This window comes from Streptomyces sp. NPDC001663, from assembly GCF_042893105.1.
Lineage (GTDB): Bacteria > Actinomycetota > Actinomycetes > Streptomycetales > Streptomycetaceae > Streptomyces.
On record NZ_JBIAUR010000035.1, the window covers coordinates 1 to 16,717 of the forward strand.

The 16,717-nt window shown below is 70.6% G+C and carries 14 protein-coding genes; 4 read left to right on the top strand and 10 right to left on the bottom strand.

The window, feature by feature from the left end:
• Positions 1-66: 66 nt before the first annotated feature.
• Positions 67-303 (bottom strand): hypothetical protein, encoded by a 237-nt coding sequence (locus ACFY1L_RS54165; RefSeq protein WP_388842974.1) that lies wholly within the window; start codon positions 301-303, stop codon positions 67-69.
• Between the two features lie 190 nt (positions 304-493).
• Here ACFY1L_RS54165 and ACFY1L_RS54170 point away from each other — a divergent pair, with 190 nt between their 5' ends.
• Positions 494-2,830 carry a SpoIIE family protein phosphatase gene (locus ACFY1L_RS54170; protein ID WP_388842975.1) on the top strand — a complete coding sequence of 779 codons (2,337 nt, stop codon included), beginning with the start codon at positions 494-496 and terminating at the stop codon, positions 2,828-2,830.
• Here the strand turns inward: ACFY1L_RS54170 and ACFY1L_RS54175 are convergent, their stop codons facing one another.
• The 3 genes from ACFY1L_RS54175 to ACFY1L_RS54185 all read right to left on the bottom strand — a co-directional run bounded on the left by ACFY1L_RS54175 (position 2,831) and on the right by ACFY1L_RS54185 (position 5,001).
• A complete protein-coding gene (locus tag ACFY1L_RS54175) occupies positions 2,831-3,265 on the bottom strand; it encodes a cupin domain-containing protein (protein ID WP_388842976.1) in 435 nt (144 codons plus the stop codon).
• 237 nt (positions 3,266-3,502) lie between these two features.
• Complete coding sequence (locus tag ACFY1L_RS54180) at positions 3,503-4,114, bottom strand: DNA polymerase ligase N-terminal domain-containing protein (RefSeq protein WP_388842977.1); 612 nt, start codon at positions 4,112-4,114, stop codon at positions 3,503-3,505.
• 56 nt (positions 4,115-4,170) lie between these two features.
• Positions 4,171-5,001, bottom strand: coding sequence for an aldo/keto reductase (locus ACFY1L_RS54185; protein WP_388842978.1), 831 nt, complete (start codon positions 4,999-5,001; stop codon positions 4,171-4,173).
• Positions 5,002-5,217: 216 nt separating this feature from the next.
• Here ACFY1L_RS54185 and ACFY1L_RS54190 point away from each other — a divergent pair, with 216 nt between their 5' ends.
• A complete protein-coding gene (locus ACFY1L_RS54190) occupies positions 5,218-6,282 on the top strand; it encodes a LacI family DNA-binding transcriptional regulator (RefSeq protein ID WP_388843010.1) in 1,065 nt (354 codons plus the stop codon).
• Here the strand turns inward: ACFY1L_RS54190 and ACFY1L_RS54195 are convergent.
• Genes ACFY1L_RS54195 through ACFY1L_RS54210 form a run of 4 tightly spaced genes read right to left on the bottom strand, consistent with a single transcriptional unit; the run spans position 6,245 to position 10,849 of the window.
• Entirely contained in the window at positions 6,245-7,630 is a 1,386-nt protein-coding gene (locus ACFY1L_RS54195) for a glycoside hydrolase family 32 protein (RefSeq protein WP_388842979.1), read from the bottom strand. The genes ACFY1L_RS54190 and ACFY1L_RS54195 overlap by 38 nt on opposite strands.
• Positions 7,627-8,481, bottom strand: a complete 855-nt coding sequence (locus tag ACFY1L_RS54200; protein WP_388842980.1) for a carbohydrate ABC transporter permease — start codon at positions 8,479-8,481, stop codon at positions 7,627-7,629. Before ACFY1L_RS54200 ends, ACFY1L_RS54195 begins: the two co-directional genes overlap by 4 nt.
• Before the next feature lie 14 nt (positions 8,482-8,495).
• Complete coding sequence (locus ACFY1L_RS54205; RefSeq protein WP_388842981.1) at positions 8,496-9,443, bottom strand: carbohydrate ABC transporter permease; 948 nt, start codon at positions 9,441-9,443, stop codon at positions 8,496-8,498.
• Positions 9,440-10,849 (bottom strand): extracellular solute-binding protein, encoded by a 1,410-nt coding sequence (locus tag ACFY1L_RS54210; protein WP_388842982.1) that lies wholly within the window; start codon positions 10,847-10,849, stop codon positions 9,440-9,442. Before ACFY1L_RS54210 ends, ACFY1L_RS54205 begins: the two co-directional genes overlap by 4 nt.
• Before the next feature lie 166 nt (positions 10,850-11,015).
• On the opposite strand from ACFY1L_RS54210, the gene ACFY1L_RS54215 reads away from it, so the two are divergent.
• Together ACFY1L_RS54215 and ACFY1L_RS54220 are read left to right on the top strand one after the other, a co-directional pair.
• The gene (locus ACFY1L_RS54215) at positions 11,016-12,554 is read left to right on the top strand and encodes a glycoside hydrolase family 32 protein (protein ID WP_388842983.1); all 1,539 of its coding nucleotides are present in this window, start codon (positions 11,016-11,018) and stop codon (positions 12,552-12,554) included.
• A 192-nt stretch (positions 12,555-12,746) separates the two neighbouring features.
• Positions 12,747-13,721 (top strand): TauD/TfdA dioxygenase family protein, encoded by a 975-nt coding sequence (locus ACFY1L_RS54220; protein WP_388842984.1) that lies wholly within the window; start codon positions 12,747-12,749, stop codon positions 13,719-13,721.
• A 2-nt stretch (positions 13,722-13,723) separates the two neighbouring features.
• Here the strand turns inward: ACFY1L_RS54220 and ACFY1L_RS54225 are convergent, their stop codons facing one another.
• Both ACFY1L_RS54225 and ACFY1L_RS54230 read right to left on the bottom strand, forming a co-directional pair.
• A complete protein-coding gene (locus tag ACFY1L_RS54225; RefSeq protein ID WP_388842985.1) occupies positions 13,724-14,758 on the bottom strand; it encodes an LLM class flavin-dependent oxidoreductase in 1,035 nt (344 codons plus the stop codon).
• A gap of 100 nt (positions 14,759-14,858) precedes the next feature.
• The gene (locus ACFY1L_RS54230) at positions 14,859-16,364 is read right to left on the bottom strand and encodes a metallophosphoesterase family protein (RefSeq protein ID WP_388842986.1); all 1,506 of its coding nucleotides are present in this window, start codon (positions 16,362-16,364) and stop codon (positions 14,859-14,861) included.
• Between the last annotated feature and the right edge of the window lie 353 nt (positions 16,365-16,717).

Below are 16,717 nucleotides of genomic sequence, written 5' to 3' on the forward strand. Positions count from 1 at the left end.
TCAACCACGTCGCGGCACACTGGAAGAAGGCGCTGAACCAGTTCTCACTCTTCTTCGAGGACCGGCTCAACACCAGGTGAACCCCAAGGACTTACGCAAAGCTACTGACACGCCCGGCTGAGCTGATAGACCCCGCGCCTTGAGTCCGGCGTAGGCCAGGGTCTGCAGCCCCTTGCGCGTGCGGTCCTTCTCGCCAAGGGCGGAGACACGGTTCGCCTCGGTGTTCAACGTGTGCAGGGTGCGCTTGAGTGCGGAAGCCTGAGCGGCATCCGGTGTCAGTTTCACCTGCACGACGGTCTTCACGCCGCGAGCCTAGTGACGCGCGAGGACATGGGCGGGCGTTTGTGTCGGATGCTTGGGTACTTTGCTTCTGCTCATGTCGGGGCTGCCTGTCGCTGTGCGCGAACACGCAACTCCTGCTGAGGCCTGCATCGCCGTGCCCCTTCGCCGGATCCGGTTGAACCGGTGGGACAAAAGCACCATCCTGAAGCCTATGGAGCACGCCCCCGCTGCCGCGATCGTCGATGCCCGGGGAATCGTGACCGGGTGGAGCGAAGGCGCCCGGCGGCTGACGGGCTACCCGGCTGAGGAGGCCGTGGGCCGGGCGGTGCGGGACCTGGTCGCCGAGGAGCCGTCGGCGGAGGGCTTGGCGGCGCTGCACGGTACCGTCATCGTGCGGCACCGCGACGGCTCGTCCGTCACGCTCGCGCTCAGGGCGTGCGCGGTGCTCGGCGAGGGCGGCGAACCGGCCGGCTACATGATCACCGCAGAGCCTCCCGGAGACCCCGAGCCGACCCTGGCCGGCCAGGCGTTCCAGCAGGCGGCCATGTCCATGTCGGTGTTCGACACCCGCCAGCGCTATCTGCGCCTCAATGACGTGGCCTGCCGGGTGATGGGGGTGTCCGAGGAGGTTCTGCTGGGGCGGCACTTCCCGGAGAGTGTGGAGGACGCCGAGCACAGCCGTGGCTTCCTGGCCCATCTCCGCCAGGTGGCCGAGACGGGTCGGCCGACCCGGTACGAGAGCTACACCGGGGCCCCCGCCCTGAACCGGGACCACGCCTGGACCACCGACATGTGGCCGCTGCGGGACGCCTCCGGCGAGGTCCACGCGGTCGCCCTGGCCGCGTTCGACAGCACCGAGCAGTACTGGGCGCGCGAGCGCCTGGCGCTGCTGAACGAGGCGGCAGCCTGCATCGGCACCACCCTGGACGTGGTCCGCACCGCAGAGGAGCTGGTCGAGGTCCTGGTGCCCCGCTATGCGGACTTCGCCAGCGTCGACCTGCTCGACTGGGTCCTCGGCGCCGAGGAGCGGCCCGCGCTGCTGGAGGCGGATGTCGTGCTGCGCCGCGTGGCCCACGGTTCCGTCACCGAGGGCACGCCGGAGGCCGCCGTGCACGTGGGCGAGACGGACGTCTACCCGTCGTTCTCGCCGCCTGCGAAGGCGCTGCGCGGCGGGCGGGCTGTCGTCAGCCAGGCGGGCGAGCCGAACTTCATGCGGTGGGTCGCCGAACGCAACGCCCGGGCCCCGGCCGGCCGGCCCCACCGCATGGGCGTGCACTCGATGGTCGCGGTGCCGCTGCGGGCCCGCGGCACCACGCTCGGTGTCGCCGTCGGCGTCCGTATCGCCAATCCGGACGACTACGGCGGTGACGACGCCGTCCTCGCGGAGGAGGTCGCCAGCCGGGCCGCCGTGTGCATCGACAACGCCCGTCGTTTCGCCCGTGAACGCACCACTGCGCTGGCCCTCCAGAACAGTCTGCTGCCGAGGGGACTGCCCGGGCAGGCCGTGGTCGAGGTGGCTCACCGCTACCTGCCCTCGGGTTCGCTGGTCGGCATCGGCGGCGACTGGTTCGACGTGATCCCGCTGTCCGGCAGCCGCGTCGCCCTGGTCGTCGGCGACGTGGTCGGCCACGGCATCCCCTCCTCGGCGACCATGGGCCGCCTCTGCACGGCCGTACGCACCCTTGCGGACGTGGACCTGCCGCCGGACGAGCTCCTGACCCACCTCGACGACCTGGTCACCCACCTCGCGTCGGACGAGAGCGGCGAGGCCGCCGAGCTCGGCGCCACCTGCCTCTACGCCGTCTACGACCCCGTCTCGCGCCGCCTCAACCTCGCCGCGGCCGGCCACCCGCCGCCTGCCCTGTTGCTGCCCGACGGCACCGCGAGCCTCGTACCCATGACGGCCGGGCCGCCGCTCGGCGTCGGCGGGCTGCCCTTCGAGGCGACGGAGCTGGAGCTGCCCGAGGGGTCCGTCGTCGCGCTCTACACCGATGGCCTGATCGAGGACCGCGACCGCGACGTCGACCACGCCACCACCGAACTGTGCCGCGCCCTGGCCGCCCCCGCCGACACACTCGACACCATGTGCGACACGGTCCTGAAGGCCGTGCTGCCCGAGGAACCCAGTGACGACGTGGCCCTGCTGGTGGCGCGCACCCGGGCGCTGGGCGAGGACCGGGTCGCCACCTGGGACATCACCCCGGACCCCGAGCGCGTGGCCGCGGCCCGGCAGGCGGCCACCGAGCAGCTGACCGCCTGGGGCCTGGACGAGGCCGCCTTTGTCACCGAACTCGTCGTCAGCGAGCTGGTCACCAACGCGATCCGGTACGGGGCCCCGCCCATGCAGCTGCGGCTGATCCGCGACCGCAGCCTCATCTGCGAGGTCTCCGACGGCAGTTCCACCTCACCGCATCTGCGCCGGGCCCACGCCTTCGACGAGGGCGGCCGCGGTCTGCTGCTGGTCGCCCAGCTCACCCAGCGCTGGGGCAGCCGCCAGACGGGCCGCGGCAAGACCATCTGGGCCGAGCAGACGCTGCCGCCGGTCTGATCACTGGAAGTCGCAGCCCGGGTTCGGGACGTCCTCCGAGTACGGCGCGCCGTGCGGAAGGACGTACAGCACTTCGAGGATGAGCGGGGTGGTGCCCTCGTTGCGGCCGAGGTGGACATCGCTCGGCCCGCCCGGCTCGCGGACGGTGGTGCCGGTCTTGTAGACGCCGTCCTCGGCGCAGTCCGAGTGGTAGTGGCTGAGCGTGCCCTGCCGGACGAAGCCGTAGACCGGGCCGTCGTGGTAGTGCCAGCCGGTGCTCTGGCCGGGCGGGACGGTTATCTCCCGGACGACGTAGTCGGTGTTCCCGATGGTGGTGGTGCTGATCAGCTTTCCGGACACCCCCGGACCGGGAGGTGTGGCGCCGGCGGTGCCGCAGGTCAGGACGGTGCCGGTGACGATCGTGCCGACGACTGCGGTACGGAGCGCGTTGCGCATGCGGAGGGCCTCCCGGGACGAGGGACGACGGACGGGGTACGAAGATCGAGTACCGCCGTGAACATAAGCGCCCGGAGGGGGAGTTGGGGCCGGAACGCGTCAATCCGTCCTACGGCGCGGCGAGTTCACTCAGTGTCTGTGCCGCAGACAGACCCTCAGACGAGCTTTCGCTCGAAGATCCACTCGCGGCTTGCGCTGCCCGTCGGGGAGCGAGTCCAGGAGGCCGGGCACCGCGGGTCACTGCTCCTCGGCAGCCGCCGCGACCTGGGCGAGCGTACGGCCGCTGGTCACCGAGCGGGCACGGCGCGGATCCGGTGACCCGTGGTCGTGCGACTTTCCGCCCCCGGCCTTGACCAGCAGCCAGGCTTGCTCGCTGTCACCGTCCTTGCCGCCGCGGAACCGCGTGAGCGCGTGCTCGCCGTGCAGCTTCGAGCCCTTGAGCCGGAAGCGTGCATGCCCGTGCTCCAGCGACTCCTCGAAGTCGACGGGCCGTCCCTTGCGGTCGTGGCTCAGCGGTTCATAGGTGCCGTGGTCCCACACGATCACGGTGCCGCCGCCGTACTCGCCCTCCGGGATCACGCCCTCGAAATCCTCGTACTCCAGCGGATGGTCCTCGGTGGGCACGGCGAGCCGCTTGTCCTGCGGATCGGCGGAGGGGCCCTTCGGGATCGACCACGACTTCAGTACGTCGCCGACCTGCAGCCGGAAGTCGAAGTGCATGGTCCTGGCGTCATGGATCTGCACGACGAACCGGGGTTCCTCGCCCGAGGTCGCGGATCCTCCGCGTGGCTCCTCGGTCCGCCCGAAGTCGCGCTTGCGGTGATAGTCCCGCAGCCGGTGCTCGGCCACCTCCGGCTCCTTCCCTGCGCCCAGTTTCCGCGGCGCCCGAGTACCCGGCCGGCGGCTCAGAACTCCTCGTGCACCTCTGGGTCCCCGCCCACGCGCCGGTGGGTACGGTCGCCGACGGCCCGCAGTTGGTCGGGGTCCAGTTCGAAGCCGAAGACGTCGAGGTTGGCGCGCTGCCGCTCGGGGTCGGACGACTTCGGGATGGGCACCGCGCCCAGCTGGGTGTGCCAGCGCAGGACGACCTGCCCCGGCGTCACCCCGAGCGCGTCGGCCACTCCGGTGACGGCGGGGTCGTCCAGCAGGTCGGTGCCCCGGCCGAGCGGGCTCCAGCTCTCGGTGAGGATGCCCTTGGCGGTGTGGAAGGCGCGCAGCTCGTCCTGCGGGAAGAATGGGTGCAGCTCGATCTGGTTGACGGAGGGCAGGACGCCGGTCTCCTTCTCGAGCCGTTCGATGTGCTCGGCGGTGAAGTTGGAGACGCCGATGGAGCGGACCAGGCCGTCCTCCCGGAGCTTGATCATGGCGCGCCAGGAGTCGACGTACTTGTCGATGCGGGGGAGCGGCCAGTGGATCAGATACAGGTCGACGTATTCCAGGCCGAGCCGGCGGCGGGATTCCTCGAAGGAGGTGAGGGTCTCCTTGTAGCCGTGGTGGCGGCCCGGGAGCTTCGTCGTGACCACGACCTCCTCGCGGGGGACGCCGCTGCGGGCGACGCCGAGGCCGACTCCGGTCTCGTTGCGGTAGTTGGTGGCCGTGTCGACCAGGCGGTAGCCCAGGCCGAGGGCCTCGGACACGGCGCGTTCCGCCTCCGCGTCGCTCATCGGCCAGGTGCCCAGGCCGATGGCGGGGAGCTTCGTACCGTCGTTGAGCGTGTGCGTGGGGATGCTGATCACGTGATCCTTCCGAGGACGCCCCGGCCTTCGGGCTGGGGAGGATTCGGACTCCTGTGCAGCAGGGTAGGGGAGGCTGCCTCACTTCCAGGGACACGGCCGGGCCGTGCACTTGGGCTGCCTGAGCCTGGAATCCCTTTCCTAGGAGAGGCGAGCGGTCAAGGATAGGGTGAGCGGTGATCACATTCGGGCGGATGGGGGATGAGGGCAGCGCACGGCATGGACAGGGCCGAGGACAGGCGTGTGTCGGGATCCGGGCGTGCCACGTCACGGGACGTCGCGCGGCTCGCGGGTGTGTCGCACACCGCGGTGTCCTTCGTGTTCAACGGGCGCGCCGAGGGCAACCTCTCTCCCGCCACCCAGGAACGCATCCGCGAGGCCGCCGCCCGGCTCGGCTATCGCCCTGACCCCGTCGCCCGCGGTCTGCGCCGCCGCCGTACGGCCGTGATCGGCCTGGTCACCGACGAGATCGCCTCCTCGCCCTTCGCGGGCCGGCTGCTGCGCGGTGCCATGGAGACCGCCTGGGACAACGACCACCTCGTGCTGACCGTCGACTCCGGCGGCGACCCGGCCAAGGAGGACGCGGCGGTCGCCGAGCTCCTGGACCGGCGCGTCGACGGCATCATCTACGCCGCCATGTCGCTACGACGTGTCCGCGTCCCCGAGGGCCTGCACCGTACCCACTCCGTGCTCGCCAACTGCCTGCCCGAGGACGACTCGCTGCCCTCCGTGATCCCCGCCGAGCGCGCCGGAGGCCGTACGGCCGCCCGGCTCCTGCTGGAGCAGGGGCACCGGCGGGTCGCCCTGGTGGGCGGCCAGGACGACATCGCGTCGGCCGAACGGCTGCGCGGCTTCCGGGACGCCCTGCGGGCCGAGGGGATCACCCTGCCCAAGGACTGGGTGGTGCGCAGCGGCGGCGAGATCTCGGCCGGCCATGAGGGCGCGTTGCGCATCCTCGAAGGCGTTTCCGCCGACCGCCGCCCGACCGGGATCTTCTGCTACAACGACCGGGTCGCGGCGGGCGTCCTGCACGCCGCGGCCCGGCTCGGCATCGCCGTCCCCGGCGAGCTGTCGGTGGTCGGCTACGACGACCAGGAGCACATGGCCGCGTACCTGACCCCCGCCCTCACCACCGTCGCGCTGCCGCACCGGGCGATGGGCGAGGCCGCCGCCCGGCTGCTCCTCGACGCCATCGACACCGGACGGACGCCGCCCGCCACCGCACGGCGCCTCGCCTGCCCGGTGATCAGCCGTGCGTCGGTGGGACCAGCTCCCACCCGGTGACGGCGTCGGCGTCCCCCGTCACGACGAGCTCGGGCACGTCGTCCGGGCGGAGGTAGACCCGCTCGGTCACCGTCGCGCGGTCGTCGACGAACAGCTCGAACAGCGAACCGTCGACGAGTACCCGTAGCTGTCGGCCGGGCGCCCGCACCACGATCGGCGCCGCCTCGTCGGGCCTCGCCCGCGGCCAGTCACCGCGATCCAGCGTCACCGTGCCCTCGTCCGGGTCCAGCCGGACCGTGAGCCGCGCGCCGGAGACGGACCGCAGCAGGCTCACGGTGGTCCGCCCGTGCGCGGTGACGGTCAGGTCGTACGACCGGGGGAGCGGTACCTGGTGGCCCGGTGCGGTCACGAACGGCTCGGCTGCACGCAGGAGTTGGAGTTCGGGTGCCGGTACGACGCGCAGTGCGCCGTCCGGATGTACGTCCACGACCCGCGGCGCGGTGAGGACCCCGGCCCACCCGGTGCGGTCGACCTCGTTCTGGGTGCGGGCCTCCCAGGACCAGCCCCACATCAGGGCCCGGTCCGGCTCCTGGAGCACGGCGGGTGCGTAGAAGTCCCGCCCGTGGTCGAGCCGCCCGCCGGTTCGTGCCTCGAAGCGCAACTCGCTGTCGCCGTAGGGCTGCAGACGCCCCGTCAGATAGCCGGTGGCGCACGGGTCGCCGTCCCACAGGGACAGCACGAGGACCCAGTCGCCGCTCGCCGTCGCGTACAGCTGCGGGCACTCCCAGCCGACCGCCTTGTCGCCGAGGACATCGGCCGCGACAGGGTCGTTGCCGTCGAGGAGTACCCCGGCGAACCTCCAGTCGGCCAGGTCGTCGCAGTCGTACAGCAGGACCGACGGTGTTCCGTCGGCGTGCCCCGCGCCGACCAGCGCCCACCGCCGGCCGCCGTGGCGGAAGACGAACGGGTCGCGGAACATCACCACGTCCAGGTCGGCGGGCGGGCCCGTCACCACCGGCTTTGGCAGCGGCTTCCAGTCGGTGAGCGTCTCGTCCTCCGGCACCACCGCCCGCGCCAGGCAGATGGCGCCCAGGCCGGTGTGGTGGCGATCGACGCCGGTGTACACGGCGGTCGGCACGCCGTCGTCGTCGACCACGCAGCCGGACCAGCAGCCCGTCTCGTCGGGGCCGCCGGGGGTCGGGGTGAGCGCGATCGGGTGGTGCTCCCAGTGCGCGAGGTCGGCGCTGGAGGCGTGACCCCAGTGGACGTTCGTGTGCACCGGCGCGTCGGGGTTGTGCTGGTAGAAGAGGTGGTAGCGGTCCCGCCAACGGAACGGCCCGTTGGGGTCGTTGAGCCAGTTGGCGGGCGGACGGACCCTGAAACGCGGTGCGTTGGGGTCTTGGTTCAACGGTTGACTCCTGCGGACGTGATGCCCTCGCGCAGAGGGCGCTGGCCGACGACGAACACGGCGACGGCGGGGATCATGGAGAGGACGACACCGGCGAGGACCACCGAGATGGAGCCGGTGCCGAGGTTGCCCTGGAGGGAGACCAGGCCCAGCGGCAGCGTGTAGTTCTGGCCGGAGGTCTCGAGGATCAGTGGCCGGAAGAACTCGTTCCAGTGGTAGTTGAAGGCCAGTACGCCGACGATCGCGAGGCCGGGCGCGGCCAGCGGTGCGTACACGGAGCGGAAGATCCGCCAGGGTCCGGCACCGTCCAGCATCGCCGCCTCGCCCAGGTCCTTGGGCATGCCCAGGAAGTACTGGCGCATCAGGAAGGTGCCGAACGCGGTCGGGAACGCCGGGACGATCAGGCCGAGCAGGGTGTCGGTCAGGCCCATCGATTTCAGCACCAGGAACACCGGCACGATGGTCACCTGCAGCGGCACCATCATCGTCGCCAGCACCAGCCCGAACAGGGGCTTCTTGAAACGGAATTCGAGGCGTGCGAAGGCGTATCCGGCAAGACCGGCGGTGATCATCTGGCCGACCGCGATCAGCGCGGTCACCAGTGTCGAGTTGAGGGCGAGCAGCCAGACGTCTATCTGGTCGAACACCCCGCGGTAGGCCTCGGCCGTGGGGTGTGTCGGGATGATCTTCGGGGGCAGGTCCAGGGACTGGGCCGGGGTGCGCAGCGAGGTGGACACGGTCCAGATGACCGGGCCGAGGGTCAGCAGCGCGCACACGGCCAGGGCGGTGATCCGCGCCCATGGCCCGAGCGAGTGCCGGGCACGGCTCAGGGACAGGGTTGCTTGGCTCATGGAGGTCACCCGGCTCACTGGTAGTGGACGAAACGCCGGCTGAGCCGGAACTGCAGGGCGGTCACCGCCATGATCAGCACGAACAGCAGCACGCCCACCGCGGACGCCTCACCGAAGCGCAACTGCTCGAACGCGGTCTCGTAGATGACCATCACGACGGTGCGGGTGGAGTCGCCGGGCCCGCCGTCGGTCAGGACGTACGGCTGCTCGAAGACCTGCAGGGCGTTGATGACGCCGACCACGGTCGCGACCAGCAGCGTCGGCGACAGCAGCGGCAGCGTGACGTGCAGGTGCTTGCGCAGGCCGGTCGCGCCGTCGAGGGAGGCGGCCTCGTGGACCTCCTTGGGGATGTTGTTCAGGCCGCCGACGAACAGCAGGAAGGAGAACCCGAACTGCTGCCACACGTAGACCAGGATCACTGTGGCCATCGCCGCGTTCTCGGACGTCAGCCACGGCACCGGCGCGACCCCGACCAGTCCGAGCAGCCAGTTCACGACCCCGAAGTCCTGGTTGAACAGGTACTTCATCACCACGGAGATCGACGCCGCGGACAGCACCAGCGGGAAGAAGAACGCCGAGCGGAACACCGACCGCAGCCACAGGGGCATCCGCCCGTTCACCGCGAGCGCCAGCGCCAGGGCGATCACCAGCTGGAGCGCCACCGCGAACACCATGAACAGCAGCGTGTTGCGGAAGGACACCAGCACCGTGGAATCGTGGATCATCTCCCGGTAGTTGGCGGCCCCCGCGAAGCTCGGCGGGTCGATCACGTTCCAGTGGAAGAAGCTGAGCACGACCGAGCCGACGATCGGCACGACCGTGAAGACGACGATGCCGACGATCGTGGGCGCCAGGAACAGCGTGGCCAGCAGCCGGGTGCCGCGATCGCGGCGAGAGGGGCGTGTGACCACCGCTGGAGACGGCAACGTCCTTGCGGGCTCGACTGTCCGGGTGTCCGTCATACCTCACGCTCCATGGCCTTCTCCAGGTCGCCCTGCATCCGGCGCAGTGCGCGGCGCACCGCCCGTGGTGAGGCCAGGGCGGTGCCGGTGTGCTTGAGCAGGACGTCGGTCACCTCGGCGACCTGCGGCGGCGCGGGGATCGGTCCCGTGTCGGGGAACTTGTCGAGGGTGTCGTAGAAGACCGGCCAGTGCGCCGGGCCGGTCTGCCGGTAGCGGGCGGCGGTCAGCAGCGAACGGCGCGCCGGGGTGGTCTGGTTGGTGGCGAACAGCGCGGTGAGGGTGTCCTTGCGGGCGGCGTACTTGATGAACTCCCAGGCCTCGTCCTGCTTCTTGGAGGTCCGCAGCAGCGCGTAGCCGGCCGCGCCGAACTGCATGCGCTGGGTGCGCCAGCGCGGGAAGTACTGCACGTCGTAGCCGTCGGCCTGCATCCCCGCCAGATGCAGTCCGCCCGCCCAGAAGCCGCCCGCGGGCGTGACGCCGACCCGGCCGGTGGAGAACACGCCTACCAGGTTCTGGCCGTTGCCGCCCTCGGGCCGGGTGCACAGATCTTCCTGGATGAGGGAGGCGAGATAGTCGTACGCCTCCTCCACGCGCTCATGGGTGGCCTGCGGCGTGGTCCAGCGGAAGCCGCCGCCGCGCCCGACGCGCTCGGCGGCCGGGTAGAAGCCGTCCCACAGCCAGGAACCGCCGGGCGCCTTGGACTCGGCGAGCAGGTTGGTGTCGTTCGCGAACAGCCAGGGCACCACGCCGCCCCACAGCCGGTTGGTCCAGAAGTACGGCGTGAACTGGGAGCCGCTGGACTTCTTCATGTCCCGCAGCAGGTCGGTGAAGTCGTCGCGGGTCCAGTCGGCCGCCGGGAAGTCCGCGCCCGCCCGCTTCAGGACCTGGTTGTTGAGGTACATGTCGGCCGCGTTGAACTCGACCGGCAGCTGGTACAGGCTCCCCTCGTACATCATCGACTCCACCAGCGAGGGATGGACGTCGGCGAAGTACTCCTTCAGCTCGGCCGCGTCCCGCTTCACCCAGCGGTCCAGCGGCACGCCGAGGCGCTGCGCGAACAGCTGGACGCCCTCGGTGGCGACGTACACGAGGTCGGGAGCGGTGCCCGCCGCGATCTGCGTGAGGATCTTCGCGAAGAAGTCCGACCAGTCGACGGCCTGCACGGCGTTGATGCGGAGCTTGATGTCGGGGTGGACCTGCTGGAAGCCCTCGGTGAGCGTGCGGATGGCCTCCGGTCCGTAGGCGGGGCCGAGGGTGGCGACGACGAGGGAGCCGTCGTCGCGGCCGGGGATGTCGGCTCCGGTGAGCCGGTTCCAGCTTGCGGCGGTGCCGGCCAGGGCGGCGGCTCCCGCCCCGTAGGCGCCGTACCTCAGCAGGGTGCGGCGGGTGAGATGCGAGTCGGTCATCCAACGTGCCTAACTCGTATTAGATCAGGGTTGACGCCCAGATGATGGGAAGCGCGGCATGGCTGTGTCAAGGGTCCCGGAGGGTTGACCTTTAACGAGTTAGGTCCCAGAGTCCTGCATCACATGAGCCGCCTTTCGACGAGAGGAACGACGAGTGACGCGTCGAATGTCCCGGAGAGCGCTGCTGGCCGGAGCCGCCGGCGGGGCCGCCACCCTGCTGCCCGCAGCGCGGGCCGCCGCCAAACCCAAGGCGTCCAGGGCGAGTTGCGCGAGCTATCGCGCCGCCTATCACTTCACGGTCCCGGACGCCTGGAAGAACGACCCGCAGCGCCCGGTCTGGATCGACGGCGAGTACCACTACTACTACCTGTACAACGCGGACTACCCCACCGGTGCCGTGGGCACGGCCTGGCGCCTGGCCACCACCTCCGACCTGGTCTCCTTCACTGACCGCGGGGTCGCCGTGCCCAAGGACACGACCGTCAACGGTGACGTCTGGTCGGGCTCGGCGGTGGTGGACACGGACAACACGGCCGGTCTCGGCGCGGGCGCGGTGATCGTCATCGCCACCATGTCGCCCGGCGGCGGAACCGACCACCAGGCGCAGTTCCTGTACTACTCCACCGACGGTGGCCGCACCTTCACCAACCACGGCACCGATCCGGTGCTGCCCAGCCCGGCTGCCGGCGCCGACTTCCGCGACCCCAAAGTGATCCGCGACGAGGACCGCGACCGCTGGGTGATGGCGCTCGCCGAGGGCACCAAGGTGGGCTTCTATCACTCGGACGACCTCAAGTCGTGGACGTACGCCGGTGGTTTCGTCAAGGACGGTATCGGCACGCTGGAGTGCCCGGACCTGTTCCGCATCACCGCCGGGGACGGTGCGGTGAAGTGGGTGCTGGGTGTCAGCGCGAACGGCAAGGGCTCGGGGCTGCCCAACACGTACGCGTACTGGACGGGCTCCTTCGACGGCAGCGCGTTCACCGCGGACGCCGCCGACCCGCAGTGGCTCGACCACGGCTGGGACTGGTACGGCGCGGTCACCCTCGAGAAGCGGGACGCGAACGGCACGCTCGATTCGGGCGCCCGCTACGCGATCGGCTGGCTGAACAACTGGGACTACGCCAACATCACGCCGACCATCGACTGCGACGGCTTCAACGGCACGGACTCGATCGTCCGCGAGATCACCCTGAAGCGCGGCTCCTCCGGCCCCTATTACCTCGCCTCGCGGCCCGTCTCCGGGCTCGACGCATACGTCTCCCGCACCGTGAACCTGGGCGACGTGAGTGTGAACGGCACCGAGGTGCTCGACTACAAGGGCATCTCCTACGAGCTCACAACCGAGATCACCTGGGACCAACTCACCGGCGCCGGAATGCAGTTGAGGCGCTCACCCGACGGCGGCCGGCACATCGACGCCGGCATCTACGCCGACTACGCCTTCCTCAACCGCCGCAACACCGTCAACCCCGACTCGTCCGGTAAGTGGCAGGAGAGCCACTCCCCGTTCGACCGCTCGGCGGGCACGGTGAAGCTTCGCATCCTCGTCGACCGTACGTCCGTGGAGATGTACGTGGACGACGGCCGGTACGTGCACTCCAGCGAGGTGTTCCCGTACCTGGTCGACACCGGGCTCGCCCTGTTCACGATCGACGGAACGGCGGTGTTCCGGAACACGGTGATACGGGAGTTCACGGTGTGAGAGGGCCGTGCGGGTCCCGGATCCGGTCCGTACGAGGCGTCCGGCGGGCGGTGGTTGAGAGGAGGGCCAGCTGGAATCAGCCCCCGTAGGCACCTCTCGGGGCGCCGCGGTCGTCGTACTGCAGGGCTCGCTGCGAAGATCGGATGAGGGACCGGCCGAGCGGCGCCGGTCGGGCCGAGCATCGGAGCGCGTATGACGACGGAGCGGGACACGGTGACGGACGCTGCACGGGGCGCGGGGATCGAGGTGAACCCGGTCGCCGGGCACATCGGGGCCGAGATCACCGGCGTCGATCTGGCCGGCGACCTCGACGACGCCGTGGTCACCGCGATCCGGGCGGCGGTGCTGCGCTGGAAGGTGGTGTTCTTCCGCGGGCAGCGGCTCGACCACACCGGTCATGTGGCCTTCGCCCGCCGGTTCGGTGAACCCGTCGTGCTGCGCAAGCGCGGCAGCGCCTCGCCGCCGGACTTCCCCGAGGTGGAGACGACCGCCGACCGGCTGGAGCTGGGCGGGAAGTTCGGCATGGAGCACGACGAGTGGCTGCAGCGCCGCCGCCACACCCTGCTGCGCGGCTGGCACTGCGACCACGGCGCCCGCATCGACCCGCCGGCCGCGACGATCCTGCGCGCCGAGACCGTACCGCCGTACGGAGGCGACACGACCTGGTCGAACCTCGCGGCCGCATACGCCGGACTGTCCGCTCCCGTGCGGGAGTTCGTCGACGGGCTGCGCGCCGAGCACCGGCTCGGCGTCGGCTACCAGCCGCGGCCCGGCGACGACGCCTACCTGCGCCGTCTGCTGGACCATCAGGTCGCCTCCGTGCACCCGCTGGTGCGGGTGCACCCGGAGACGGGGGAGCGGATCCTGTTCGTCAACGGCTACTACCTCGAGCAGATCACCGACGTCTCCCGCCCGGAGAGCCGGGCGATCCTCGACATGCTGCTGGAGCAAGCAGTCCGGCCCGAGTACACGGTACGGTTCCGCTGGGAGCCGGGCAGTGTGGCCTTCTGGGACAACCGGGCCACCATCCACCTCGCCCCCAGCGACAACGCCCACCTGGACTTCCCCCGGATCATGCACCGGGTGATGCTGACGGGCGACGTCCCCGTCGGCGTGGACGGCAAACCGTCGGAGCCGGTGGTTGGGACCGAGCCCGGCCGCTGGTGACCTCAGCCGGCGGGCTGCCAGCCCAGCGCCGGGCCGAGCTTCGTGGCCATGTCGGTGAGGATCTGCACGTAGTCCTCGTGCCCGAAGGTGAACGGCAGCGCGAACGCCACCTCGTCCACCTCGCGGAACGCGGCATGCGCGTGGAGGCGTTCGGCGATCTCCTCGGAGGTGCCGACGATGTCCGGCGCGAACAGCAGCCGGGCCGGACCCTGCGGTGACGTCGTGCGAGGGGTGCGCTTGGCCACGAACTCCTCGTACTTCGCCCGCTGTTCGGGCGAGGCGGAGTCGGTGGGGATGACGACCAGGCCCTGCGAGACGCGGGCCGCCTCCCCGTCGGGGTGGCGGTCGCGGAAGGCGCGGATGTGGGACAGCTGGATCTGCGCGAAGTCGAAGTCCGTGTCCCCATCGGCTCCTTCGGCCTTTACGACACTGCTGGTCAGGAAGTTCATGCCGTGCTCGCCGGCCCAGCGTGCCGAACTCAGGCTGCCGCCGCCGTACCAGAGCCGGCGGCCGAGGCCGGGGGAGTGCGGCTGGACCCGGTCGGAGAACACCTCGAAGCCCTCGATGCCGCTGAAGTCGGTGGCGCTCTTGCCCCGCACGAAGTCCAGCAGCCGCCGCACCCGCTCGTAGGAGAAGTCCTCGGTGTCCGCCGTGTCCGGGTAGAGCGCCTGCTTGACCTGGTCGTAGTGCATCGGCGGGCCGACGCTGACGCCCGGGTTGATGCGGCCCCCGGACAGGATGTCGACCGTGGCCAGGTCCTCGGCCAGGCGCAGCGGGTTCTCCCAGCCGAGCGGGATGACCGCCGTGCCGAGTTCGATACGGCTGGTGCGCTGCGAGGCGGCCGCCATCACGGCGACGGGGGAGGAGATGCCGTACTGGAGATGGCGGTGGCGCAGCCATGCGCTGTCGAAGCCGAGCCGTTCGCCCAGTTCGATGATCTCCAGCGTGGACTCGTGGCCGCGGCGCGGGTCCGACTCGTCGAACAGGCCGATGGTCAGGAAGCCGAGCTTGCGCAAGGGGCGTGAGGTGGGCGGCACGGGGCTCCTCCGTGGTTGTTTGACGTATCAAGTAATACGGCAGTGCCAACCCGGTCGCCATCAGAACTGTTCCCGCTGCCCGGGTCAAGATCAGGTCGGCTCAGGCCAGCGGAATCGTCACCTCGTCCTCGACCGGCGGCTCGACCTCCTGGGCGCGGTTGCCGGTGGCCGCGTAGCAGCGCAGCCGGATCGCCTCCGGGGTGACGTCCAGGCGCAGGAAGCACTTGAAGAAGGGCGGGCTGTACGTGGCCGAACTCGGCGAGAACAGCTGCGTGTAGATCTTGCGCACGGGCAGCCGGAACCGGGACGTGCGGTCGGGGCGGCCGCCGGCGCCGAGCAGGCTGGCGACGAGCCGCGTACGGCGGGTGACGCGCACGGGCCCGCCCGGGGTACGGGTCGGTGCGATGCCCAGGCGCTCGGCGATGACGGCCATCGCCTCCGCCTCGGTGAGGGTGAAGAAGCGGCGCAGGCGCAGACGGCGTCCGTAGAGCCTGCTGTAGAAGGCGAGGGAGTCACCGCGCAGCGGGTAGCAGCGGAAGTCCTTCTCGGCGACGTCCGCGATGTCGACGCGCGGGATGGTGTGGGTGGCGTGCATGAACGCGCCGCCGCCGCCCGAGACGACGTACTGGATGGTCCGGCCGTCCACCTGCACCGGGTAGCGCTGGTAGTTGTGGATGTCGCCGCCGATCGCCGCGACGTAGTGGTGCTCGGGGGCGCGGACGATGTCGTCGACCGTGCCGGCGCCCCCTTCGATCGTGCAGGGGCGGTGTTCGCCGTCCACGTACAGGGGCGAGCCGGTGATCAGAATCTTCGGGCGGGGGCCCTTGGACACCTCGCGCAGCCAGGCGCCCTGTTCGGCGTCGATGGTGCCGAGCAGGCCTGTGTCGATGCCGATGAGCCGTACGGGTCCGGCGTCGATGGCCCAGTACGGGCCCGGCTGGACGGCCTGTTGGGCCGGTGCCGACCGCAACTGCCGGGCCTCGTCCAGGCGTTGACCGTCGCCCGCGCGCGGCCGGTGCCACAGCAGCGAACGCAACCAGGCCCGGGTGAAGGGGCGTTGCGCGGGCTCGGGGGCCAGGGGCGGGGTGTCCGCGCAGAAGACCCGCATGAAGGCGCCGAGATCCTCGTACCAGTCGTGGTTGCCGGGTATCGCGTAGATCGGCGCCCGGTAGTCCTGGTAGGGCCGGAAGAACTTTGTGGCGTAGTCGTCCGCGCTGCCCACCGGATAGATGACGTCGCTGGCGACGACGGCGAAGTTCGTGTCCTGACTGACCTTCAGAAAGCCCGGCACGACGGCGTATTGGGGATCGTCGCCCTCACCGGTGTCGCCGATCACCATGAACGAGAACCGGTCCGGGTCCTCGCGCCGGATCACCTTGTCCGCGGGCGCGCCGGCCGCCTCCCGCTGTGCCACCCATCTGCTGCGCGTACGGCCCGTGGGGTCCCCGAACCAGGAGGCCACCACGCCGTTGCGGGCGGCCCACAGCGTCCTGGGGTTCAGCCACGAGATCTTCTCGACCTCGGGCGGCATCAGCTGCTTGTACCCGCCTTGTTCGGCGGCGCCCCAGCCGGCGCCTTCGGCGGTATCGCGTGAAGAGTCAGACACCGCTGAACCGTAACAACGATCAAGTGGCGGACGGGAAGGGGGTGTACGAGGCGGCCGGGCTGCGCTGGTCGTCGACGGGCGCTCTTGACATGGTCAGGGGCCCGCGACGTACGTTGAAGCGGCAAGTTCCGTACCGGTGGAGGCTCTCGATGCACGTTCCTGGCACGGCACCGCTCGGTGCCGGTACGGGCACGCAGCTGGTCACCCGCCGACACGTCGACTACTGCCGTACCGCTTCCGCGGTCTGTCCTTCCGTACCTGTCTGAGCCCCGGCCGACCCGCATCCTCCGTCGGCCGCGTGTTTGTCGTGGACCGGGCGTCCTCGCGCTCGACGACCCTTGCTGCTGATCCGT